27 protein-coding genes and 1 pseudogene are annotated in these 24,264 nt (G+C 34.0%); 11 read left to right on the top strand and 17 right to left on the bottom strand.

Features of this window, described 5'->3' with window-relative positions; translation table 11 throughout:
• Positions 1–88 precede the first annotated feature (88 nt).
• The gene (locus tag LIS78_RS08575; RefSeq protein WP_252284981.1) at positions 89–277 is read right to left on the bottom strand and encodes a hypothetical protein; all 189 of its coding nucleotides are present in this window, start codon (positions 275–277) and stop codon (positions 89–91) included.
• 252 nt (positions 278–529) lie between these two features.
• Positions 530–904, bottom strand: a complete 375-nt coding sequence (locus LIS78_RS08570) for a cupredoxin domain-containing protein (protein ID WP_252284980.1) — start codon at positions 902–904, stop codon at positions 530–532.
• A 316-nt stretch (positions 905–1,220) separates the two neighbouring features.
• On the opposite strand from LIS78_RS08570, the gene LIS78_RS08565 reads away from it, so the two are divergent.
• Positions 1,221–2,651, top strand: coding sequence for a PQQ-dependent sugar dehydrogenase (locus LIS78_RS08565; protein ID WP_252284979.1), 1,431 nt, complete (start codon positions 1,221–1,223; stop codon positions 2,649–2,651).
• A 366-nt stretch (positions 2,652–3,017) separates the two neighbouring features.
• Complete coding sequence (locus tag LIS78_RS08560; protein WP_252284978.1) at positions 3,018–3,578, top strand: hypothetical protein; 561 nt, start codon at positions 3,018–3,020, stop codon at positions 3,576–3,578.
• Between the two features lie 60 nt (positions 3,579–3,638).
• Here the strand turns inward: LIS78_RS08560 and LIS78_RS08555 are convergent, their stop codons facing one another.
• Positions 3,639–5,234 (bottom strand): acetolactate synthase large subunit, encoded by a 1,596-nt coding sequence (locus LIS78_RS08555; protein ID WP_252284977.1) that lies wholly within the window; start codon positions 5,232–5,234, stop codon positions 3,639–3,641.
• A gap of 336 nt (positions 5,235–5,570) precedes the next feature.
• Positions 5,571–6,365 carry a DUF2935 domain-containing protein gene (locus LIS78_RS08550; protein ID WP_013056411.1) on the bottom strand — a complete coding sequence of 265 codons (795 nt, stop codon included), beginning with the start codon at positions 6,363–6,365 and terminating at the stop codon, positions 5,571–5,573.
• A gap of 578 nt (positions 6,366–6,943) precedes the next feature.
• On the opposite strand from LIS78_RS08550, the gene LIS78_RS08545 reads away from it, so the two are divergent.
• Together LIS78_RS08545 and LIS78_RS08540 are read left to right on the top strand one after the other, a co-directional pair.
• Positions 6,944–7,588, top strand: coding sequence for a glycosyltransferase (locus tag LIS78_RS08545; RefSeq protein ID WP_195780566.1), 645 nt, complete (start codon positions 6,944–6,946; stop codon positions 7,586–7,588).
• 746 nt (positions 7,589–8,334) lie between these two features.
• On the top strand, positions 8,335–8,535 hold the full coding sequence (locus LIS78_RS08540; protein WP_013056409.1) for a cold-shock protein: 201 nt from the start codon (positions 8,335–8,337) through the stop codon (positions 8,533–8,535).
• Positions 8,536–8,831: 296 nt separating this feature from the next.
• On the opposite strand, the gene cshA is transcribed toward LIS78_RS08540, so the two are convergent.
• Positions 8,832–10,232, bottom strand: a complete 1,401-nt coding sequence (gene cshA, locus LIS78_RS08535) for a degradosome RNA helicase CshA (protein WP_252284976.1) — start codon at positions 10,230–10,232, stop codon at positions 8,832–8,834.
• A gap of 249 nt (positions 10,233–10,481) precedes the next feature.
• On the opposite strand from cshA, the gene LIS78_RS08530 reads away from it, so the two are divergent.
• Positions 10,482–10,685, top strand: coding sequence for a cold-shock protein (locus LIS78_RS08530; RefSeq protein WP_013056406.1), 204 nt, complete (start codon positions 10,482–10,484; stop codon positions 10,683–10,685).
• Positions 10,686–10,968: 283 nt separating this feature from the next.
• Here the strand turns inward: LIS78_RS08530 and LIS78_RS08525 are convergent, their stop codons facing one another.
• Complete coding sequence (locus LIS78_RS08525) at positions 10,969–11,172, bottom strand: cold-shock protein (RefSeq protein WP_013056405.1); 204 nt, start codon at positions 11,170–11,172, stop codon at positions 10,969–10,971.
• Positions 11,173–12,124: 952 nt separating this feature from the next.
• On the opposite strand from LIS78_RS08525, the gene LIS78_RS08520 reads away from it, so the two are divergent.
• A complete protein-coding gene (locus LIS78_RS08520) occupies positions 12,125–12,271 on the top strand; it encodes a BH0509 family protein (protein WP_013056404.1) in 147 nt (48 codons plus the stop codon).
• Positions 12,272–12,352: 81 nt separating this feature from the next.
• Here the strand turns inward: LIS78_RS08520 and LIS78_RS08515 are convergent, their stop codons facing one another.
• From LIS78_RS08515 to LIS78_RS08505, 3 genes are all read right to left on the bottom strand, one after another.
• Positions 12,353–12,871, bottom strand: coding sequence for a hypothetical protein (locus LIS78_RS08515; protein ID WP_252284975.1), 519 nt, complete (start codon positions 12,869–12,871; stop codon positions 12,353–12,355).
• Between the two features lie 22 nt (positions 12,872–12,893).
• Entirely contained in the window at positions 12,894–13,112 is a 219-nt protein-coding gene (locus LIS78_RS08510) for a hypothetical protein (protein ID WP_252284974.1), read from the bottom strand.
• Positions 13,113–14,119: 1,007 nt separating this feature from the next.
• Positions 14,120–15,007, bottom strand: coding sequence for a LysR family transcriptional regulator (locus LIS78_RS08505; protein WP_209151342.1), 888 nt, complete (start codon positions 15,005–15,007; stop codon positions 14,120–14,122).
• Between the two features lie 184 nt (positions 15,008–15,191).
• Between LIS78_RS08505 and LIS78_RS08500 the strand changes: the two genes are divergently transcribed.
• Together LIS78_RS08500 and LIS78_RS08495 are read left to right on the top strand one after the other, a co-directional pair.
• Entirely contained in the window at positions 15,192–15,530 is a 339-nt protein-coding gene (locus tag LIS78_RS08500) for a DMT family transporter (protein ID WP_195780571.1), read from the top strand.
• On the top strand, positions 15,530–15,841 hold the full coding sequence (locus tag LIS78_RS08495; RefSeq protein ID WP_195780572.1) for a DMT family transporter: 312 nt from the start codon (positions 15,530–15,532) through the stop codon (positions 15,839–15,841). Before LIS78_RS08500 ends, LIS78_RS08495 begins: the two co-directional genes overlap by 1 nt.
• 237 nt (positions 15,842–16,078) lie before the next feature.
• Here LIS78_RS08495 and LIS78_RS08490 read toward each other — a convergent pair whose 3' ends face one another.
• On the bottom strand, positions 16,079–16,591 hold the full coding sequence (locus tag LIS78_RS08490) for a DIP1984 family protein (RefSeq protein ID WP_195780573.1): 513 nt from the start codon (positions 16,589–16,591) through the stop codon (positions 16,079–16,081).
• 41 nt (positions 16,592–16,632) lie between these two features.
• On the bottom strand, positions 16,633–17,427 hold the full coding sequence (locus tag LIS78_RS08485) for a hypothetical protein (protein ID WP_209151341.1): 795 nt from the start codon (positions 17,425–17,427) through the stop codon (positions 16,633–16,635).
• A gap of 233 nt (positions 17,428–17,660) precedes the next feature.
• On the opposite strand from LIS78_RS08485, the gene LIS78_RS08480 reads away from it, so the two are divergent.
• Positions 17,661–18,158, top strand: coding sequence for a DinB family protein (locus tag LIS78_RS08480; protein ID WP_195780575.1), 498 nt, complete (start codon positions 17,661–17,663; stop codon positions 18,156–18,158).
• 174 nt (positions 18,159–18,332) lie between these two features.
• Here LIS78_RS08480 and LIS78_RS08475 read toward each other — a convergent pair.
• Positions 18,333–18,539 (bottom strand): annotated as a pseudogene (locus LIS78_RS08475) (cysteine hydrolase); the annotation flags it as partial.
• Positions 18,540–18,545: 6 nt separating this feature from the next.
• On the bottom strand, positions 18,546–18,752 hold the full coding sequence (locus LIS78_RS08470; protein WP_116072923.1) for a DUF1272 domain-containing protein: 207 nt from the start codon (positions 18,750–18,752) through the stop codon (positions 18,546–18,548).
• 144 nt (positions 18,753–18,896) lie between these two features.
• Between LIS78_RS08470 and LIS78_RS08465 the strand changes: the two genes are divergently transcribed.
• Positions 18,897–19,319: an Lrp/AsnC family transcriptional regulator gene (locus tag LIS78_RS08465; RefSeq protein ID WP_195780577.1), complete on the top strand. Its 423-nt coding sequence runs from the start codon at positions 18,897–18,899 to the stop codon at positions 19,317–19,319.
• A 265-nt stretch (positions 19,320–19,584) separates the two neighbouring features.
• On the top strand, positions 19,585–19,797 hold the full coding sequence (locus tag LIS78_RS08460; RefSeq protein WP_195780578.1) for a hypothetical protein: 213 nt from the start codon (positions 19,585–19,587) through the stop codon (positions 19,795–19,797).
• Between the two features lie 308 nt (positions 19,798–20,105).
• Here the strand turns inward: LIS78_RS08460 and LIS78_RS08455 are convergent, their stop codons facing one another.
• The 4 genes from LIS78_RS08455 to LIS78_RS08440 form a co-directional block, all read right to left on the bottom strand.
• Positions 20,106–20,867, bottom strand: coding sequence for a PAS domain S-box protein (locus LIS78_RS08455; protein ID WP_195780579.1), 762 nt, complete (start codon positions 20,865–20,867; stop codon positions 20,106–20,108).
• Positions 20,868–21,594: 727 nt separating this feature from the next.
• On the bottom strand, positions 21,595–21,921 hold the full coding sequence (locus tag LIS78_RS08450; protein WP_209151339.1) for a YflT domain-containing protein: 327 nt from the start codon (positions 21,919–21,921) through the stop codon (positions 21,595–21,597).
• A 490-nt stretch (positions 21,922–22,411) separates the two neighbouring features.
• Positions 22,412–23,185 (bottom strand): TerC family protein, encoded by a 774-nt coding sequence (locus tag LIS78_RS08445; RefSeq protein WP_209151338.1) that lies wholly within the window; start codon positions 23,183–23,185, stop codon positions 22,412–22,414.
• Between the two features lie 380 nt (positions 23,186–23,565).
• Positions 23,566–24,186 (bottom strand): TetR/AcrR family transcriptional regulator, encoded by a 621-nt coding sequence (locus tag LIS78_RS08440; protein WP_209151337.1) that lies wholly within the window; start codon positions 24,184–24,186, stop codon positions 23,566–23,568.
• Positions 24,187–24,264: the final 78 nt, after the last annotated feature.

The following is a 24,264-nucleotide window of genomic DNA, read 5'->3' as shown; positions in this document are numbered from 1 at the left end:
TATGAGATGTATTTTGGTTCTGAAAAAATACAGAGCTTAAGCTTAAATGTTCTAAAGTTTCTCTTATATATTAATATAAAAGAAACTTTTATTCTTTATCGTTTCTTGACACAGCATTAGAAACCATAGAAGTGTCTCCAGTATAATACTTATGCGGATAAGGATCAGAAGGCTTAGCAGGCTTTGTTACAAACTCTTTCTCAAGATCACCTAATTTGGTTTCCTCTATATTGTTCTCTGATACCTGTTCTAAATTATTTGATTGATTATCGCCCATATAAAATTCCTCCTTTTAATTAAACAATGCTCATTGCTCATTAAGGATACGTTTTTTAATAACCTGGATATAAATGCTGTTTTTATTCTATACTTTCCTGTGCCTTTTCTTCATTTAGTATATATTTGAAATAAATATTTATTACTTTTTTGAAATTGTGAACGATTTATTTATACCTTTAAAATCCATTATGTTAACTAAGAAAGTATGCTATATTCACTTCAAAAAGCAGAGACCGATTGGCCCTGCTTGTTATTTGACTATCACTTTCCCCACCATTCCACTATTAAAATGATACCTACATATCAGTTCATATGTACCGGGGTTTTGTGGTTTCACGGTAATGGTTTTTTCTTTTCCAGGCTGGACTTCAGCGTCAATTCCGAGCTTTTCTACTGTGAAGGTATGCTCTTTCTGACCTTCATTTTTCAATATCAATGTTGTCGTTTTTCCACTCGGGATAGTGATGGTTTCTGGATTAAAGTAATCATCGTTCAACTGAACCTCCATGATTTTCTGTCTTACCACGTCGGATTCGGCCAAAACACCGAGTGATCCTGAAGTCATCACACCGATAACCATCGCAAACAAAACGACTAATCCCGTTAACCAGTTTTTCATAGACATTTGCATTCACTCCTTTCATAAGCCATATTCTTTTCCAATTCATAAAAAAATATCAATATTTTTTGTGAATTAAGTATTATTTTTCCTTAATTTCAATTTCTGGAAATTACAAATAGTTATGAACGTTGGGATAATCTTGAGTGCTAAGAGAAGAAAATAGCAGGCGTAATCAGGAATGGATAAGTTTTATAAAAAGAGCCTCTCAATTAGGTCTCTCCATTAAATTGCCTAACTTTATAAAATAGTATTGATACTAATAGAACAGTTACAATCATATTCTTATAAGAGAAAACAATAAAAAGGAGTGTCAAGTTAGTTGATAAAAGCTAAGGTTAGTTTACGGCCTATTGTTAGTAAGATAAATTTACCTACCGTTTTGAAAACAGCTATACTGCCTGGTGACTCATTTGAAAGCTTATTTATTGCAACCCAAGTAGGAGAGATCTTTTACATAAGAGACGAAGCTATAGGGACTTTTTTAGATATTCGCTCACGAATCATAAAATTAGGTACGTCTGAACCAGGTGTTTCTCGCGGGGGATATGATGAACGAGGATTGCTAGGGCTAGCGTTTCATCCAGAATTTTATTATAACGGTCTGTTTTATCTTCATTACTCAGTAGCTGGAACACAAGGCCCAGGTGCACTTTCCGAACATTTTAGGCCTAACCCGTGTGATCCTAAAACTTCAAACTTAAGGTGGATGAATAGAGAAACTAAATATGATCATATTGATACAGTGGAAGAATGGATTTTCCAACCAAATGCTAAGCCTCAAAAAAGACGGACGTTACTTAACTTAAGAAGACCATTTTTTAATCATAATGGTGTCAACAGCTTAAACTTTTCACCTGAAACTGGAAAACTTATCTTAACAATTGGAGATGGTGGATCAGGCTATGACCCCTTTAATTTAAGTCAGGATGATATGGAAATTTACGGGAAAATAATTGAAATTGATGTAGATAAGAATACATTTATTCATAATCCGCCCGTAGTCACACGCTTTAGTGAACTCCCCTCATCTATTCAGGAAACTCTTACGCTCATTGCCAAAGGAGTTCGCAATATAACGGGCATTTCATTTCAAAGATTTTATAATCAGTACATCAAATATGTGGGAAATGTTGGACAGGATGTAGTAGAGTCGATTTTTTCATTCGTTCATTATAAGCCAATACCTGTTCCTCAACTTATTCAAGCTTCTTTAATGAGAGCTAAACCCAGCCAAGAAGGATTTATTAACCTTGGGTGGCGGGGATGGGAAGGAGATTTTCCAACTTCGTTTATAAAAAGGTGTTCTGAAAATCCGGCCTTGGATGAGAAAATAATTGCTTATTACAATGAAGCGGTAAAAACTTCAGTGAGACGTCTTCAGCCTTTAACTAGTTATTTTCATAAAGATCCCCGCCCCAATAAATTTGGGGGGACCTCCCTTACAGGAGTTCAGCCATATATGGGGAATAAAATCCCTTACTTAACAGGAAGCGTTATGTTTACGGATATTGCACAGGTTAAAGAATCTCAATCCCCAGTTAGAGGAGTTTTGGCTTATACCAGGGCAGGTACAGATTGTAAGCTAAATGATTTTAGTGTTGTGGAAATTGATTATAATTTTGGTTCTCAATCAGCTTACTACGTTAGTTTGGGAACGAACCTGGATCAAACCAGGCTTTATTTAGGAGTTTATGGCTCTATGAAAGTGTCTGACTTTAATCAAGGTACTGTTTTTGAAATTGTTCCATGATTTATATTTATAAAATTCGACTGGGCATTGATTTTCTTCCAAAAATTACAGCTTAATTTTTTCACCAGTTATTTTATAGGAATGAACAAATGAACTTTCTAGAAAATAAGAAAGCCTTTAATCAATAAAGCCCATAAAAGATTCATTTTATGGGCTACAGTACATACCTTTAGAAAGATAAAGAAATTTATCTTAATGGATACAACCTATTCCTGTAAAAATAAATGCGACTTATTAGTCCTCCCTCTTAATTTCTTCGAATATTACATGTAAGAGTTGATATATCGGACAATGATCTAAATCTCTCTTTAACCCCTTATTCTTTAACCCCTTATAATGTAAAAACAGTTAACCGAGGTGAAATTCATGTACTTTTTAAAGTCTCTTTCAAATGAAGTAAAATCTGCGCAGCTTTTTTTTAATAGACTATCTAAAACTAAGCAGCTTGTATCAGGCGCTCTTTTCGCCAGCTTAGCAGCCTTTTTTCAATCAGCAGGAGGTTTCTTACCAGGAATAGGAGTTTTTATTAGTCCATTGTCTACTGCACCCATTCTTTTTTGTTTTATACTTTCGCTCCCTCTAGGATTTATTACTTATACGCTAACAAATCTGCTTCTTCTGATTATCCAGCCAAGTGAACTTATTATTTTTCCTTTTACAACAGGAATATTGGGAATGGGCATAGGAGCAGCTTTTTACTTTTTTAAAAAGAGATTGTACATTATTATAAGTGGTGCCACCCTATTAACTGTTGGGATTATTACCTTATTGTGCGTTTTCAAATTCCCAGTACTAGGTCCCGTGATTTCCAAGAATTTTTCTCTTTCTACTGCTGGCTTTATTTTTTTATTTGCTTTCCTCTATAGTTGGATTTGGGTTGAACTCAGCTTAGCTTATTTAAAAAAATTAAAAACATTTATTTCCTAGTGAATCTACAAATTAATCCCGTAACAGAGATAACTCGTTAAAATAATGGAGAAATCGCAATCAGCTTTTTAGAAGAACATCAATTAGGACAATCTCATCTGAATTTTTTAAGGCTCTTTTCATTATATTTTCAAATTCAACTAAACTATTTGCCCGTTCTCCTTTAATTCCAAAGCTGGTTGCCAGTTGAACAAAATCTGGGTTTGTAAAAGTTACTCCATAGCTCTTACCAAACTTTTTGTTCATCATTTCCTGCTCTATTTTTAATGTAGAGTCGTTTAAAACAATAATGATGAATGAAAGCCCTAAGCGCTTTGCCGTCTCTATTTCAGCAAAATTCATTAAAGCTCCTCCATCTCCAGTAATACAAATAACTGGATCATTAGGGCAGGCTAGTTTAGCTCCAATTGAGCCTGGTAAAGCAATACCCATGGAAGCTAGACCATTTGATATAATGAACTTGTTAGGGTTTTTGGGTTGGTAAGTTCGGGCTATAGATACTTTATGAGCTCCTACATCTGAAATCACAATTGTTTTCTCTGAAGAGAGCTTGTCGATAATATGCAAGATATTCTCGATTGTCAAAGGCAGCAAATTGCTGTCTATCTTTTTCTCTTCAATGTGATAGGATTGCTTAATTTGTTTCTGGAGATTGCCAGAGGGAATCCATGGTTTAGAAGGAATATCCAGCTGATTGAATACTCGTAAAGTCTGCTTTATATCTCCAACCAATTCGACTTCTATAGGATAATATTCATCTATTTCTGCCGGTAAAGTATCTATATGTAAAATTGGTGTTTTTTCCGTGTTCCATTCTTTGGGTAACCTTTCGACAAAATCAAACCCAATTACAATAAGTAGGTCAGCTTCCTTTAAGCCTGCGAGCACTTCATCTTTTTCATTAAATCCAAACGTAAAGAAATTTTGTGGATGATCTTTAGACAATACACCTTTAGCCATATAACTATGGATAACCGGTGATTGAAGGCGTTCAATAAATGGTTGAAGCTCATCCACGGCTCCCTGTCTTACAACGCCGTTACCGATAATAACAAAAGGTCTCTCATACTGCTTAATAAGAGTATTGGCAGCCTGAATTGACTCCATTATAGGTATACTTACGGGTATAGATGCAGGTGAAATAGGTTTAATGGGAACGATTTGAGTTGCTAAGTCTTCTGGCAATTCTACTACTACGGGTCCTGGCTTTTCCATTTGTGCAACTTTAAATGCTTTTCGAATAATCTCAGAAAGCGTTTGTGAATCTTTTATTTGAACACGCCACTTCGTTGCCGGTTCTACCATTTTAATAATGTCCATATATTGATGTGACTCTTTATGTTGTCTCCCCAAAGCAGCCTGTCCCGTTAATGCTACAACAGGAGAGTGGTCTAGCTTTGCACTAGATATACCTGTCAATAAATTAGTAGCTCCAGGGCCTAATGTTGATAAACATACTCCTACTTTGTTTGTTAATCTTCCGTATACATCTGCCATAAAAGCAGCTCCTTGCTCATGCCGAACATTCACGAATTGAATCTGTTTAGAGTTGGATAAAGAATCAATAAAATCCAAGGTCTCTTTACCGGGTATTCCGAAAATATATTCAACTCCCTCATTTTCTAAACATTGAACAAGTGTATCCGTTACTTTCATATCGTTCGCCCTCTCTCTAGATAGTATTCTGACAAGCTTATGTGAAAGGAATAGCTCATTAATTCTTATCTCGTTTTTTTCTATTTTTAACTAACCGAAATCCCAAATGTATGCAAGGAAATCATACTCACTAACTATTGTTTATAGTGTTACCATTAGGTTCTTATGTTAAATATATTTTTTAGATAATATATAAATAATTGGATGAATCAAAAATTGTAATGAAAGGACGCTTCAATGACTGTTTCTTTGTTAATTAACAAAAAAAGGCTCCCTCAAAAGCTGAAGCCTTTTAAATTAAGTCATTAAGATTTGTAAAGAGGAAACATCAATGTATTATTTTTGTGTTTGAAGATTCTTTTCAAACATATCGATAATATGAAGGAACCTTTCAGCCTCTCGAAAAACATGATCAGCTAAAAGAGGATGAATAATACTTTTAATTCTACATTCCTCAATTAAATCTCTTGCTGTTTTTTTAAAGTCTCTAAGGGAAGCCACGGAAACACGATTCTGATCAAGAAATTGATCCAAAAGAGGTACCGTTTGAGATTGAGGCTTCATAGACTCTAAATCTCTTGCTTGAAAAACTAATTGATCAAAATCGTGACTGAAGTTTCTCGCCATATCTACAAGTTTTCTTTCTGATGGATCAAGAAGATGGCCTATAAACTGGGCATGATCAGCCATAATTCTTAAAAAGAAGACATTTTCCTTTATAATGGCATCAGCGAGTGGCTTCAATTTCCCTTCGTTTAATTCAATTAATCGTTTTCTAAAATAGTTGGCTTCTCTACTAGTATGATCAACCAAAAGAGGAAAGTTATTTGAGCCCGGTAGTTGACAGGTTAAGATTAAACCTAAAATTTTTCTCTTAAATGCAAATATACCTGTGGCTGCTTGTTGGACTTCTGAATTAAATCTTCTCATTTGCTCCGGATCTGTTTGATTAGTAAATGAATGAGACCGTTGTTCAATATCTTCAAACAAACGATAAAATTGATTCGCTTCCTGTATTAATTGTGTATCCTCACATCTAAAACCTAATCGAAGAAACAATGAGTGTTCCTTCATAATCCTTGACCAAAAACGAATTTCATCTAAGGATTGTGCAACAAATGCATTAGTCATTATTAATCCTCCTATAATTGTAAATTAGTTTCATTCTAAGTTATTCTGCTTTATGTCTGGACATGCTTAGGCTCACATAAAAAAGCTCAAGCTTTTCAGACTTGAGCTTTTTTATGTATTCTTATATCTAAAAATTGGTTTTACTATATTTTTGAGGAATGGAATAAAAGATTTTGATTTCAGCCCTTCTCTCACAAAAAGAACAGGTACATGTAGAGTAGTGAATCTTCTTTACATGGGGGGTTTTAAGACCAATAAGTCCCTCCTTCACATGCTGATTACATACCATTAGCATATGCTTCACATTTTTCACCTCTTTTTCTTCTAGAGTTTTATATAAACATATGAGACAAGCAATAATATTTATGAATGCATAAATACAAGAGCCTAAAATTTCGAATTCTCTACTATCACTTTATAGAAAGGTATCCTCTGTAACTCTCCATCCGTGTGAGCTGATTGGGAGTGTGGTAGTACTCTATAAAGAATTATTATTAGAAAATAACATTTTGAGGAATGTAAAAAATCCCATATACAAATAATAAGACGGATCATTTAAATTGGAAGGAGCAGCTTTTATGAAAAAATTGTTATGGATGGGATTTATTTTGTTATTTTCGCTAAACATGCTGGTTGACCCAAGTAGTGCTCGTGCTCAAACACAAGAACATCGTGTTAGTCAATCTCAGGTAAAGTTTGAAAATGAATTCAGAAGACTTTGGATGGATCATGTATTGTGGACAAGCAATTATATTACAAGTGCAACAACCGCAGGATCAGAAGACCAAAAACAGGTCTTGGCAAGATTATTAAAAAATCAAGAAGATATTGGGAATGCTGTGAAGCCCATATACGGAGAAAAAGCCGGGAACAAACTTACGGATTTGCTCAAGGAACATATTGTGATTGCAGGTAAGATTGTAGACGCAGCTAAAGCGGGAAAGAAAGCCTTGGTGAATCAATTAAACAAAGAATGGTATAGAAATGCTGATGATATAGCAGCGTTTCTTAGCCAGGCCAACCCTTATTTGAAAAATGAAGATTTGAAAAAATTGCTATATATGCATCTAAAATTAGTGACAAATGATTTATCTGCAAGCTTAGAAAAAGATTGGGAGGCAAGAATCGTTGCAATTGATGAAGGAGTCTCACATATTATCTTAATGGCAGATACCATATCTGCGGGAGTTGTGAAGCAGTTTCCAAAGAAATTTAATAAATAATTTTAATAATTTTCAGTAGGGTGCTGGAGATTATTTGAAATTTCTTCATAAAACACTGCATCTGTAAGGGTTCTTTTGCTTGATGACTCTAAGAAACCTTATGTTCACTAAAAAGGTACACGTAGATATTCTGCATAAAGCGTCATAACCAAAGGTTTATTAAATTTAAACACTGGGTATTATCAAATCAAGACGATGTGTTAAGAGTACCGCCCGTGCCTAGGGTGTGTCCTTCTCTATTCTATAAAAAATGGCGCCTAAAACGGCGTCATTTTTTATTTGGAAACAAGTTTACGGATTCTAGTGCGAAGGTTGTATTTATATGAAAAAGGTATGTAGATTCCTATCTAATAGAATGTATTTTTACGCCACTATTCAAAAATTTTTTGAGTGAACTTCCTTTTCTTTAGGATAGACCGGTTCCATTGTGCTCTCTCATCTAATTTAGGTTCATATTTATGAATGCAATGCCCCTAATGATTGTGTGAACAGTGGCTAATTTTCGACTTCTATCATTTCCATGTTTAGAAGATCACTTATAAATATTTTGAAGTTTTTGCACGAGAACTTCATTATGATGTATATAGTCATACCTTATTACCTTTTAATGGAATGAGTGATGATAAAGAAAGTTAAAAAGATCAAATTAATTTAAGTTTAAGATGTCTCTATTGGGATAATATAATAAATAAGCTAGATTTAATGATAATCTGGTTTATTTTCTATATTTTAGGAGGCAATAAAAAATGGAACACGGTAAAGTGAAATGGTTTAATGCTGACAAAGGTTTTGGATTTATTGAGCGTGAAGGTGGAGAAGATGTATTTGTTCACTTCTCAGCTATTCAAGGTGAAGGCTTTAAATCCTTGGATGAAGGTCAAGAAGTGACTTTTGATATCGAACAGGGACAACGTGGACCACAAGCAACAAACGTAAATAAAGCATAAGAAACCATAGTAAAAAACAGACTCTATTTTCAGAGTCTGTTTTTTACTTAAAAAGATTTTTATATCAACACTTATTCATCAATAATTATAGTTCATGTTTTTTTAATTCTTCTTCAAAGAAAAAGGTACTTGGGTATTTGTCGACTGTATAAGAGTATCTTTTCATGTTTTTTACATAATGACTTTTTAAGATTGTCACTAATTCATTCGATACTCTTATATTTACTATTTCTCCATTACTAAATATCTTCTCACTCATAGCCCTTATCCTTTCTCGCATCAAAAATAATCAGGGATTATTTTCTATATGTTTTTTTACGGCCTACTGTTTCTTTTCTCCCTCTATTTCTCTTACGCTCTGTTTTTGCCTTTTTATTACGAAGTGGTGCCACTTCAGTCAATTGGACAGAGGTCATATTTGATTCTTTTGTTAAGAGCTTTAAAGTGGCTGACAGTAAAGAAACAGAATCCACTTCTTCTAATAACTTTTCCGCCATTGGCTTATATTCCACAAACTCCCCCTTGTCGATAGCGGTCAAAACCTGGTGAATGATTGCTTCCTGATGCCCTGCCATTACCTCACTAGAAGTAGGAGGTGATTGTCTAGACATTTTGGTTTTCGTGACATCTTCAATCACTTTTAAGTGATTACGTTCTCTTGGAGTTATAAATGTAACTGCCAATCCCTTAGTACCTGCCCGTCCTGTTCGGCCAATACGATGAACATAGCTTTCAGGGTCCTGAGGAATATCAAAATTGTAGACATGGCTAACACCTGTAATATCAAGTCCTCTTGCTGCAACGTCGGTTGCAACCATAATCTCAATCGTATGACTCTTGAATTGACGAATCACATCGGCACGTTTGGATTGTGTAAGATCTCCATGAATGCCTTCTGCTGAATACCCACGCTTTTTTAGCCCTTCAGCAAGTTCATCCACACGTTTTTTTGTGCGTCCAAACACAATAGCAAGGTCTGGTGATTGAAGGTCTACGAGATTACAAAGAACATCAAATTTTCGATTCTCTGGAATTTCCATATATTGCTGTTCAATGTTCTTTACCGTTAACTCCTTCGCTTTTACTTTTACGAGTTCAGGATCGTTCATAAATTTCTGGGCTAGACTTTGTACTTGCTTCGACATAGTTGCTGAAAATAGTAAGGTTTGATGGGGAGAAGAGATGCCACCAAGAATCGTTTGGATATCTTCAATAAAGCCCATATTTAACATCTCATCTGCTTCATCCAGAACAGCTGTACGAATATGATTTAAACGAATGGTTCTTCTTTTCATGTGGTCCTTAAGGCGTCCTGGGGTTGCCGAGATAATATGCGGTCTGTTTTTAAGGGCTTTGATCTGACGATTAATATCCTGGCCTCCATAAATGGGTAGCGTTTTAACTCCTTTTACCTGTCCAATTCGATTTAACTCCTCTGCTACTTGAATAGCCAGTTCACGTGTCGGTGCTAAGACTATTCCCTGAATCCCTTCTTCACCAAGCTCAACCCGCTCTATAAGGGGGATGCCAAAAGCTGTTGTCTTTCCAGTACCGGTTTGAGCTTGTCCAATTAGATCTTTACCCGTCATAGCTATCGGAATAGCTTCAGCCTGAATCGGCGTAGCCTCTTCAAAACCCAAGTTATGAACTGCCTTTTCAATGTCCTTGCTTAAATTAAAATCAGAAAATTTTTTCATTTTTTTCGTGCTCCTTCTCTTACTTAAATTCAGAAATGAGAAAAGTACTCTTTAACCAGAGATGTTATTTATTCATTTCTGCGTATTGGAAATCAGTGTTATTATTCACGAACATCTTATTTTATCCGCGCTTCCGTGTATTTATAAATTTTTATAGGATCTATAAAGTGTGGTTTAATTTAGAAAGATATGGTTCTTACTATTTCTTTTTTAAAAGGTATACTATTTAGGAGGAGGGATGATGTAGTTATGTATTATAACCATAGGAAGAAAAATCAAGAGCCCTTACCTAAAGAACAAATAGAGATTTGGGAATGTGAATCAGAAGAATGTAATGGTTGGATGAGAAAAAATTTCTCTTATCAAAAACAGCAAAAGTGTCCTTTATGTGGCCATAAAATGAGAACAGGAGAACGGCTTTTAGATGCGTCTCCTAATCCTCATCAAAAATAATTTATGCCCGTCTGTTGTATAAATCTATAAAAAACTTACGGCACTTCTTTAACTGAAGGTAAACTTCTTACCAAACAAACATGCCATATTTGCTTTGTATTTCTAGTGTATGGTATAACTAGTCCATACCTTGTACCCTTCGTATTATCCAGAAATCAGACTTAAAACTCTGGTTTTTCTATTATAACGAGATTTTAAAATGAGATATAATATGTCTTTTGCTAGCTAGTGAAATCAAAAGTAAAAAAAGACTCCTAGGTGGAGTCTTTTTTACTCATTTTAATTATGCTACTTTATGAACGTTAGCAGCTTGTGCTCCACGTTGGCCTTGTTCGATGTCAAACGTTACTTTTTGACCTTCTTCTAATGATTTAAAGCCTTCACCTTGAATAGAGCTGAAATGTACGAATACATCGTCTCCGCCTTCAATTTCGATAAAACCGAAGCCTTTGTCTGCATTAAACCATTTTACTGTACCTTGTTCCATAATATTGCCTCCTGGTGTGGAATACTCCACACTTGTATTACTACCCTTGTCCAACCATACTATCTTAAGATGAAAATTTCTATGGAAGAGATTTCTCTTCTCTCAATCCTACACCGAACAAAAATAATTAACCTAAGCGTAACACACAGAACCGAAGATAGCAAATACAGAAAAATAGATAAAATTTTAAAATGGAAAGATATGTATCAAAATAAGCCCTAATTTAAAGTTTACTATCAGTACATAAATTCAATGGACTATCATCATTTTTGGACCTCTGTAGATTACGTACAAAATAATAAGCGTATTAAGAAACCTGCTGTTTTTGTGTATATGAAATTTTTCATAAAATTGATATCTTGGGCATAATACAGGATAGATACTTGGTAGAGGGGGGATTGTTTGAGACTGAAGGATGGAAACTTTTATACAGATAGTAGAACCAATAAGGTATATAGATTAAATGAAGATAACAGGGGAAGCTGGTACCTGAGTACGCGTGATGATGAAGATAATGATCAAATGTCAAGAACTTCAGGGCGTAACATGATGAAAATGTTAAAGAGTTTTTATAACAAAGTGAACGACAGTTGAAAATTTACAGCTCTGGAAAACAGCATAAAAAATATAAAGCTAGCTTAACACAGCTAGCTTTATTTCTATTTTATAGAGCTAGTTATCATAATGGTTTTTTTAGGAATTAAGCAACGATACTAACAAAAAATCTTTAGCCTGGCCGTTGGCAATCACCTATTATTTAATTTCGATTGCAGAAGCCTTGTTGTCCCAATCCGACGCCATAATACCATTTCTATATTGTTTTTTGAAAAACCATCTATAATTGATATTGTTTTAATCTCATATTGAGATATATAATAAAAACAAGAACAAAAGAAAACGCTTTCTAAATTCAAATACATTGTTACTTCTCAAACTATAAGGAGGATTTAAAATGAGCCAAGTGGAAAGAAATTCTAAAGTGCAGAAATTAGTTGAGTATCAAAAATTCAATGAAGAAGAAGTTTCGAAGATGACAGATCCGCAGGTTGAATATTATCACTGGCTCTATTTTGATGATTCCGCTTATGATTATATGTAACTCAATTATAAAATAACAAAAAAGCACAAAAACGTTTGTTTCCAACGGGTTTGTGCTTTTTTCTTTTCTTTAATTATAAGACTACTCGTTTTTAATACCGTTTCCTGTGACAACAAAGTGAGGGCTGTCTTCCTTTCGGTTGAAAAGTCTCCAGAACTCACTATATTCATCGTCTTCTGACGTATCCGGAAACACCTCTAATAAATAGCCTTGAGATAAAAAGATCTTTAGCCCTCCTACTTCGTCCGAGTCAACTCTTTCTACAATCGTGTATTCGTTTATATCGTTTATAATCGATTCAATTCGTTCATCGAATCGATTATTTCCTTGGACATCCCATTCAAAGTGCTCATTTTCATTATCCAATCCTGTTCTTGGAGAATAGCAATCCCGTGAGCCTACTAAAATTTTATTACCTTTGGCAATACGCCAAGAACATTGAATATGTAAAGCGTATTCAGCTGCTTCTTCCGTTTTCTCCCTTCTGGTTACTAAAATTATTTCTCCAAATCCTAGCCAAAACAAATTTGAGGCTCTCCCCGCGTATCTTAAATTCAAGCCCACTAAGTTGTCTAATTTTGATGTAGTTGCTTCTCTCATGCTTTTCTCCTTTTATTTGCAGTTAAAGCTTTCTTGGTAAGTAGCTAAGTAAACAAATAGAATGTATTAAGTAATACATTTGTGCAATTAAAAACGAAAGAAATACAATGATGATGAATCCAAAGGTATTAATGGCCTCCTCTGCTGCATTATCACCAGTCATTAAAAAAGAACCTGACACGAAATATAGTATAATCCCTATAAAAAGGTATACGAAGAAAATACCTATATATTTAGACAATAAGAAATCTCCTTTCTTTAAATAATTTCGCATACAAAATTATTTTCGATGAGCTTTTTCCATTTATTTCCTATTAGTCTACCAAATACGTCTGTAAAAGTGTATGATTTTTAGAAGACAAATGTTATAAGAGTTATACAAAGCATTTCTAGTTTACAAATAGATAGCTAATTAAAGTATGTTATTATGGATAAATAAGGAAGTAATGTTGAGTACTACTTTGAAGGAGTTATTAATGAGACAGTTAAAAAGAAATTATTTTTGGGTTCTAACTATACTAATATTATCCAGTACAGTCTTCAATCTGACTTGGGGAGATAAAAGTTGGCCAGGGTATTACACTTTATCCGTATTTTTAGTTTTGATTGTACTAAATATTATTTGGAACAGATATGGAAAGAATGAAAGTACAAAAAGGTAATGCACCACACCATAGATTTGCTGCATTACTTTTTTAATGACCGTTCGCTAATACCTTGCTGTTAAAGTTTAGATAGTGAAACCTGTAGAAATAAAAGGCTACTATGATCTTATTGATTAGAAAGGAGAATTCAAAATTAAATCAATGATTCAAGGAAAAATTAAAGAACTATGTATTGTTCTTCTAACCTTATTATTCGTAATCTCTGTTTTAGTAAATTGCTCTGCTTATTTTAATAGCAAAGAAATACAAAGCTTTAGTTCACAATGTTACGACCAAGGCGGAGAAGTCATACTTAAAATACATAATCCAATTACCAATGCTTATTCTTATACATGTAAATAATGTCTACTCTACTGTTTTCTAGACCAACGCTAGGAAACGATTTCAGCAACAGTAAATAAGTGCAGCTTGATGCTTCAGCTGTGCTTTCTCCTTTAAAAGTATTTTTGATTTATGCCATATAAAAAGTGAGCTAAAAAGCTCACTTTTACCTTTCTAGTTAACACTTGGTGCATTTTAACACTTGGTGCATTCATATTAAACATAGGCTAAATAAAAAAGCTCTTTATGAAAAACAGTCTGTTTATTTCTGATTTTTCCCTTCTCTTACTTCGCTGATTGTCTTTATAAATTCACGCTCAGTTACTCCTAGATAGGAGTCGGAGCGACGAACATACACAATCCTGAGGTTTCTGTAAGGCTCAGGTATTGAAAAGAGTTGTACTAATCCTTCCCTCTCATATCTCTCCGCTAATGACCGGGCTATAAGTGTCACACCAAGACCAGAAACTACTGTCCCCATAATCGTTTCAAGTGTAGCAAATTCCATAATTTTTGGTGATACTATTTGTTCGTCTTTTAACCACTGCTGTAGTTTTTCTCTATATTGGCAGCCTTCATTAAATAAAATGAATGGTAAGTGTAGTAACTCTTTGGCAGACTGAATCTGCTTCTTACCTTTTTCGTTTGTACTGCATACAAGTACAATTTCTTCATCAAAAGCCGGAATTTGATCAAGCGTTAACACATTTACTGGTTCTGCTACAAATGCCCCGTCTAACTGAAACTTAAGAACTTTCTCTATTAATTGTGTACTTACTCCTGATACTAGAGAAATATCTACATTTTTGTACTTATTATGATAGGAAGAAATGATTTCAGGAAACCCTACTACCGTTTCAACTAATCCAATACATAATGATCCAACAAGGTTACGCTCATCTTGAAATGCTTTCTGTATTTCATCCATTAGCCTCATCATTTGTTCTCCATACGTTAAAAGTTTTCGACCTTCTACATTTAATGTCATTCCGCGTCTGTGACGATGAAACAATGGGTGTCCAATTTTTCGTTCAAGAGACCGAATACGTGCTGTTACATTTGGTTGGACATAACCTAGCTTATCAGCGGCAAGGCTTACACTGCCGTATTCTGCTACAGCCATAAATATACGTATATCTTCTACTTCCATAAACATCCTCCTTTCCCCTTACATTCATTTAGGTATTAATAATAGTGATATGTACAATCATTTATCATTATTTTACAAGATATCAACCTCTAGATAAAATAATGACATCCGAGTGCTACTGCAACTATTTAGTAGCAATTGCGTAAAGTTCTTAAAATGAGGTGACTGAAAGGAGGAAATCTGATTGTTTTATTTACTATTGTTTCTTGCCATCATCTTGGAGGTAATCGCAGTATTTTTTCTTAATCTTACAAATGGATTCACAAACTTTGTTCCTACTGTTTTCGCCATACTATTTTATTGTTCTTCAATTGCTGCTTATATGCTACTTAACGCCAAAGGTGAAGTAGGAGTAGCAAGTGCTTTGTATGCAGGAGGAGCAACCGTACTTGTTGTTGTCACAGGTATTATCTTTTTTGATGAAACTATTTCTTTACCTAAAATTTTAGGAGTTTCTCTTATTATAATCGGTGCAGTTTCTCTTAACATTAAAGGGAGCTCTAAAGAAAGAAGGACAGCGTAATGGGATACTTATTTTTAACGATTGGTTTAATTTTAGGCATTGCAGGGCAAATGTGTGTAAAACTATCTAAAGGCTTTAGAAAAACTGTTCCCACTATAGGCGCATTTCTACTCTTCATTGCTTGTATTTATTTTATTTCTCTAACGACACACTATTTTGAAATGGGAATCGTTTTTGCTATATGGGCAGGGCTGACGATTGTTAGTACAACGCTGTTAGGTATTTATATATTTAAGGAATCAAAAAACAAAAGAAAGATTATCTCGGTTACTCTTATTATTACAGGTGTTATTATACTTAAAGCTTTCTAATAAAAATAAGATAAATAAGACCCTTACTTAACTTATAAGTAAGGGCACCATAGAAGGAGTTAAAAACAAGGAGGTATTGGTCATCGACCGTCCATTGCTATAGTTGGTTATTGGTAAATAGTAACAGTGTAATGGGTCATTGGATTATTGGTTTTATCACTTGCCATCACAATAGTACTTTGAGTACACTAAACATTCTCCTTCTATGCCTTGAAGGGAGTCTCACCTCTTCAAGGATTAAAAATATTTATCTCCATCAAACTCTAACTCTATTTGATAGTTTTTAGCGTTAATTAAATTCGATAATCTATTTGCTTTCTTTTCAACCTCTAGACCTCTTAGACGATATTCTTCAGGATCAAATGTAGCCACTTTAATAATGGATACCCCTTCTCCATAGTAAGGATATTCTTCTTTAGATGATGAACCAAACTCCTTGTATTTTCTTGCTTTGGCACGTAATTGAGTGGCATATTCAATTGCTTCTACAATTGTTAGTTTGTGTTCATTATAAGTAATATTATTTTGAATATTGGCCTCATACATTAATTTATCAAGCAGTCGCAAATCCTTTCGAATATCCTCTAAATCCTGTTCAACATGAGATAGTGATCGAGCTTGAGGAGGAATCTTCTCCCCTTTTTCAATCTCTACAAATGCAACTCGGTCCATCTCTTCTTCTAATTCATGTATTCGTTTTGATAATACACTTTTCAATTTCACAGCCTCTGCTAGAGAAATTTTAGACATAGATCAAAGCTCCTTTATTCATAAACTTAATTTTTACTATTTTATTGTTCTAATACCTTCTCATAATAAGGAGGTATTGTGCCACTTCCGCCATACCCTGAGACACTGCTGCGATCTACTTTATAAGACATTACATAGCGTCCTTTTTGTTTACCTTTAGTCCACTTTTCTTCAAACGTCACTAGATAAAACTCTTTATTTAATTTTTTAGCACGAGTTTTTCTTTCGATTTGATACCCTTCAAAAGTTCCTTTCCATGTTCCGGCTTTATCAGGAAATAAATCAATATCTGTTCCTTCACCACTTGTCGCAAACTCTATGGCATCTTCTTTGGTAAATGACGGAAGATTAGGTGATATCGCTTCTAATATACTCCAACTGAGCAGTAAAAGAATAAGAGGTATAATTAGTAATACTTTTGTACTTTTTTCCCTGTCAATTCTTCTTTCTACCCACCAATCTATACATGCATATAACATGGCAGCTACCATCCCATAATAAGCTAAGTGTATATCCTGAAAAAATATACCGTTAACCAAGCCCAACATGCCGTGGAAGAAGACAAATAGCCATCTCATTTTTGAAAACCATTTCTTCCGAATGGTGTCTAGTATAACTGAGACAAAATTTCCGTATACTGCAATGATTGCACCTACATAAAAAAGGTACACGAGCAGCCATCCTGCCATGCCAATTCTGGTATTATCTAAAATTTCTTCTCCCTCAATTAGTTGTAGAACCGGACCTGTTATTGCCAAGAGGTAAGCTACAATAAAACTTGTAGAAAGGGTGGTTATCGTCTTTCTCAAAATTACATAGTCTTTTTCACTTTCCATAAAGATACCTTTTTCTACTTATTTCTATATAATTTATATTAAACCACATTTCATGATACAAAGGTGGCTTATAAACGAAAAATCGTCTATTTGTAAATTTGTATGCGCCCAAGCACATTTCACCTATTGTTTGGAATTTTGTATTTCTATAATCGCGGAAGTACATATATTAAACTGATTTGTGTTAGACTGTTACAAGCTTAGTACTTTGAAAAAGAAAGGCCTGAAAAAACATGACAAAAACGAATACAGCATTTCGTGATGCACTTATCAAATCACTGCGAGGTGAAAGAGGTCATCTTCCAACGATTAACGCAATAACCGATATTAATATGGAACTTGCTTCACATAAACAAAAGGAATTACCTTATTCTATTTATCAATTAGTAAAGCATATGAGCTATTGGCAAGACTTTTTACTTGCCCTTGCTAAAGGAGAAAAACCCGAAAAACCGAAAAGTGTGAGTGAAAGCTGGCCCGAACATCCAGCTCCATCTGATGAGCAAGAATGGAAAAAGACGATCGAGCATTTTTGTGATGGAATTGACGAAGCTTGTCACTTAGCTGATACATTAGCAATCGAAGAACCTCTGGATGCTTGGCCAAGTGAAACCCCAGGGGGATTACTGCGTAACGTTGCTTCTCACAACAGCTATCATCTAGGTGAAATTGTCATTATGAGAAGGTTAAATGGAGCATGGCCACCGCCAACAGGAGGCTTTCCTGCTTAATAAAGAACGATTGAGACACAATGATTGGCAGAAATAAAGCCTTAAGAAGCGTCGATTAAACACTTTTAGGGCTTTATTTTAGTTATGTACTATTACCTTTTGTTTTATCTATAAATCAATCGATTACTGAATTCGATTTTCAGTACTCTAAAAATCTTTGTCTTCGTGCAATAGTTACCTATAAGAACAATGTGTGGGACGAAACAATTCTTCTTCTGCATTTCTGACAATTGAAAAGTGTCCAACATTGTAATGACCATGTAGACTTTCACTATGATGTTTTATAATTTGTTCCGTACTTAAACCCGTTACGGTTTGCTGTTGAATGCCCACCCCATTGATCGTAGCTGTTTTGACTGCACTATCTATACAGTGTTGTGTCTAAATTTATGATAAGCTCAGTGAGCAACTTAACGAATTTTCTTTACCCCTTGGTCTTTTAACTAGTTCTCCTCCACAGTTAGGACAAATATACATCGCGTTTTCACTACATTTATCACAAAATGTACATTCATGTGTACAGATATAAGCAACAGAGCTATTATGGAGTTTCTTATTGCACTTTTCGCATGTATTTCTCATTTCTAAAGCCATTAAATCCCTCCTTTTGATATAATTAAATTGTATTCTATAAATTTCTATTTTTACATATCTTTCTTATTGTATTACTAATTAATAACTTTAATATTGACGGAAAATTTATTATTTTAATTTATAATTTAAAGCGGGGTATGTTTTATGGATGAAATTGATAAAAATATATTACTACATCTACAAGAGAATGCTCGTTTGTCCGTTACACAGTTGGGAAAGCTGGTTGGTTTATCTACCCCTGCTGTTAATGAAAGAGTAAAAAAACTTGAAGAAAAAAATATAATAGATGGATATAGAGCAATAATTAACCCTGAAAATTTCAACAAACCTGTAACTGCTTTTATTTTATACAGCAATACAAAATGCAGACAATTTGTAGAATATTGCAAAGAACACCCTGAAGTTATCGAATGTCACCGTTTGGCAGGTCAATACAACTATTTAGTAAAAGTTTTAACTAATTCCGTTCAATCTCTTGAAACATTTATTGATGAATCTATGTCTTTTGGGCAGCCATCTACATTGATTAAACTTTCCTCACCAGTTGTTTATAAAGCAATAAAATAGATTAATAATCTACCCTTTTTTATTACTAAATTTATTTAAGGTAATTCTATTATAAGAAGAACATGTTCTATTGATAGCCGCCTTTTTAACTGATCAGCTAGCAGGATTAGAAGTGCATAGAATTTACAATTGCAGTTACCATACTGTCTGTTCTCGGCAGGTATTTTTCTATACGTTCATATGTTACAATAGAGAAAGAACATAAATTTAAATTATGTGGTCTCTTTGTACCCTGAGTTTCCTTATAATGGAAAGAGGTACTTTTATGAATATACTTGAAATAAAAAAAACGCTTTATACTCTTATTCAATATGAGGATAGTGCTATTACTCATACCATTCCTGAATTACTGGAATTGTCGTATTGTAAAACATCTAAGATTTTTCAAATCACTACACTTACGGATCAAAAAACCTTAAATTATAACGATTATGATATAGATAACGCTTCTGAAGCTTTATACAAGATCTTAAACTGAAGAAAGCGATTCAATGATTCTTCTATCTTTTATTTAACAAACGTGCGATTTCACAATATGTTATTTTAAACAAAAGAAACTCCTGGTATATGTTCAGGAGTTTCTTTTGTTTTTCTAATGTATACAAGATACAAATCTAATTTAAAAAATCCACCTAAAAATATTTAAAACAGCACGAAACCATAAAGATGATGCCACTATTCCTTTAATTAGAAAATTCCTCTGAAAGGTTTAATACCATCTAAAGATTCATATAATATGTATCTTTAAAAACGTAAAAGTTGCTTTGGTTATTTTCATTTCACCGGTTATTTACTAGAAGTAATTCCCAAAAAATGAAGTGCATTTTTTACAGTAGCCATTGTCTGGGTAGAATCTAAATTAATACCTAGCTGTACAGCAGAGCGAGATAATTCTGGTCTTAATCCTGTTAAGATACATTGCACTCCAAGTAGTGACATAACGCTATTAATTTTAAAAAGATGCTCCGTTACAATTGAATTCAATGTATAAATACCTGAAAAATCTATAATTAAACAATTTATATTTTGGGTCTGCACTTTTACTGGAACAGCCATTAAAAGTTGGTTTGCTCTTTCCTCATCTATGGATCCTACTAAGGGAAGTACAGCGATTCCCTCTAAAAGAGGAACAAGGGTTGTAGACAGTTCATTTATTTGCTTTATTATTTCTTTTTGTCTTGTTTCACTCTCTTTTTTTACCGTAATATCTCTCACATAGGTTTGGATTACTTTTTTATCTCCCAGCAGCAAGGGATGACAATATAATTCAACATTAACGGTTGTTCCATCCATTCTAAATATGGTTTCCTCAATGAGCTCTGCTGGGCGCTCGTAAGCCGATTGAATTCTTTTCCTTATCGCTGCCTTAGATGTTTCTTGAAATATATCTAAAGGACTTGCACCTATAATATCTTCCCTTTTTCCTCTAAAAAAATGTTCAGCTGCGTGGTTAACATATATAATTTTATGATTTGAATGAATAATAAGTGGATCTAATGCATATTCAATGACTTCCTGATAATCGATACCCGAAATGTTTTCATTCATAATTTTCACTCCTTATTAAGAAGGTTAGACTACTATTTCAAATTTATCAAGGGTTCAATGGCTTGTTTAGGATTTTAAAAAACGCTAATAAACTGCTCTTTGAATTTATAAATAGAAAATAGTAAAAAATAGAAGGTTAAAAGATCATCTGTTTTTTACATAATAAAAATAAAAACAGCCCTTAGAAATGAATTCAAGGGCCCTCTCTACATTTATTTAAAAATTACTTTCTTACCGGATTAAACCGTCGTGTAAGGCTGTATCAGAAATTTTAGGACTAGGATGATCTACTTTCACTTCAAACTGCAATTCTTTTTGATGACAAAACACAGTAATTCTTCTTTTAGGTTATTTACAGAATTTTATCTTGTCCTCTTTTCCCCTTTACCCTATTCTCATTCGAATGAATCGTTTGATCTCTATTTCTTTTTCTTTTACTAAGAAAATAAATAATAAAACCTACTAAAACTAATAAAGTAATTAGAAGGATACTTGTAGGAAAGTATAACGTCCCTATGTGAATACCAAGAAATTGAATCATTATCCTTTCACCTCCATATGAGATTAGTAAACGATTCTTGTAAGATACTTTTAATTCAGTATCTTTCCGATTCATAAAACATTCATACAGAAGAACAAATATTATATATAAAGCAACATGCTAGCAAGGTTTACTAATTTTTCTCGATCACTTAGTTCTTTCAAAGGTTATTGTATAAGAAAACCATTACATATCTTTCTTTGCGATAATGATTATACGTTCCTGTTTCATTTCACCGACACATTGTTCAGCTTCTTCTCGGGTTAAACCTAAAGAGGCCATTTTAGAATGAAGTTCATCTTCACGAGAAAATAACTTATTAACTGCAGATTCAAAAACTCCTTGATCAGAAACTCGATATGCTTTTGTATTTGTTGTAGCTGTTAAATATTCCGAGCGCTCTTTGTTATAGGTTAATAAATAAATTTCACTTTTACTAAACCCGTTTTTAAAGAAATCTTCAATGAATTTATTTGCCTGACCGCTATTTTCTGCTACTTTAATTTCTTTCACTATTTTCTCCTCCTCTATCCCCATAGAATATGTCGTTCTACTAATAGGTGTATCCTTCACCAGCCAATTAAAACCAATTTATTGGGATATGGGATAAAAGACTATAAAATATCGGCTGAATATTGTATAAAATGGGGTAAATTATCTATTTTCAAGAGAATAAAATATAGACTTCTTTTCCTCTTTAGACATACCGAAAATGAACTTTTTATATAACCTTAACTCGCTTATGTTCTTAGGTTATTTTCTTTCTAACTATATAATTGTCAAAGTGTAAGCATTTATTTCTAGACCTTTTTAATAGTGTAAAAAAGGGTAATACACTTTATAAAAAGGTGTGATTTTATTAACTTTTTACGCATTACCATCACGGCTGCTGTTCTCTCTTTTGTTGGTGTTATATTCAGAGTAATTTACGGCCAAATAATGAGAGAAAACGATGTTCAAATAGAAGTCTAATTTACGGTTGCTTATTACACTCGATTACCTTTTAGGCCGATGGTTTCTCTGATGACTTATTACCCGGTGCAAACCAACCCAATAGAGCGATACCAACTAATACTCCATAGAAAATTAGGGTCCAAGTGGTGCTATGGGGAAAATGAGGATCTAGGACACCAATATCTTTATGCGCAAGAGTAATAACAGCAAGTTTCACACCTACCCAGGCAACAATGGCATATGCTGTAGTTTCTAAGGCAGGTCGTTTTTCAAGGAGCTTTACAAACCAGGTCGCTGCAAACTTGATTAAAATAAGACCTGCAATCCCTCCAAGAACTACAACTGCAAACTGCCCTCCGTCCATACCACCGATTTCTCCAAATTGTGAATCCGGAAGTCCAAGGGCTATAGCGACCGCAGCTAAAATAGAATCAATGGCAAAAGCAAGGTCGGCTAACGCAATTTTCCCCACTGTCGGCCAGAATCCCTTTCCAGCAGACTCCTTTTCATCATCATTATGAATATTCTCATTATGTTTCCCAAACCTGGCCTTAATGACATGCTTCAAACCCAAATACAGAAGATAAGCTGCTCCTATGGCCTGTATCCACCAGACGTTGGCAATAAATGAAATGGCAAAAAGAGCTCCAAATCGAAAAATAAATGCCATAAGAATTCCGTAATTAATCGCTCTTTTTTTCTGATCATCGGGTAAATGTTTGGCTATAACTGCTAGTACCAGAGCATTATCGGCTGACAATAACCCCTCTAACCCGATTAGAATCAATAATGCCCATACGTATTCGAGCCAAATAGATTCCATCCGCTTTTCCCCTTTCCAAAATGTAAGCTGTTATGCTAAAGGTTGTGTTTACAATAGAATAACCATATATACTAAAGGCAACCCTAAAAGCTAGGATTTTCATTATTTTAACACTAACCTTCTATAAAATATTTCTTAAAATACAAATAAAAACCAAATTATTAAATTTTTACGTTTTTATCGTCTAACCTCGCTTTTTTAGATTGTTAATAAACACTTTGAGCTAACGTTTCCATATAAGGTGGCCAGTTAATATGTAATCGTTATTATTTGCGGCTTACCTTACAAAGTAATTGCGATCAATTAAAAGAACTGCTAAAAAGTATTAATTAATACTTTTTAGCAGTTCTTTACTTCTTCTTTGTACGAAATAAAAAAGGTCAATTAGGACCAATCCCTATCCAAAAAAGATCTACTAGAGCCTTAGCCGTTTTTTCAGGTCCTCCTAATTCAGCTATTAATTCTTTTTTATTCCGAATCATTGTGACCATAGAAAATGTATGCGCAAGCAAGCGAGGGCTTGTTGTGACAATTTCACCGTTGTTTACAGCTTGTTTGAATACGTTCTCCAATGCCTGATGTATGGCTTTCTCTGCCTCACGAATTTCATGAATATGATCTTCTGTAAGCGAAGAAGTCGCTTCCTGCAATAATGTTTCAAAATCAATATGTGGTCTCTTTAAATGATCCAATGTTACCTCATATAATCTGTGTTTTAGCCCTTTGGAATTTTGTAATAATTTCTCTGTCTGTTTTGTAATACGTTGGAACATACTTGATACCGAAACGGTAAATAAAGTTGCCTTATTTTTAAAGTAGTAGTAAACACTAGCCTTAGTCACATCGCTAGCCTCAGCCACTTGCTCCATTGAGACTCTTTCATATCCATATGCCATAAATAAATGGGCAGCAGTCTTTAAAATTTGCTCTCTTGTTATATTATTTTCAGTTGTTATTTTGGGTCTGCCTGGCTTTTTTTTCGGTGTCTGATTCGTATTCATAAGGGCCCTCCTTCTAGTTCAAGAAATTGCCACATTTAAACTAGTTGATTAATTAACCTTCTGGTATATATAATTATT

The organism is Priestia megaterium, from assembly GCF_023824195.1.
GTDB classification, from domain to species: domain Bacteria; phylum Bacillota; class Bacilli; order Bacillales; family Bacillaceae_H; genus Priestia; species Priestia megaterium_D.
Note: the sequence above shows the minus strand (reverse complement) of the source record. Positions and strands in the feature narration are given on the sequence as shown.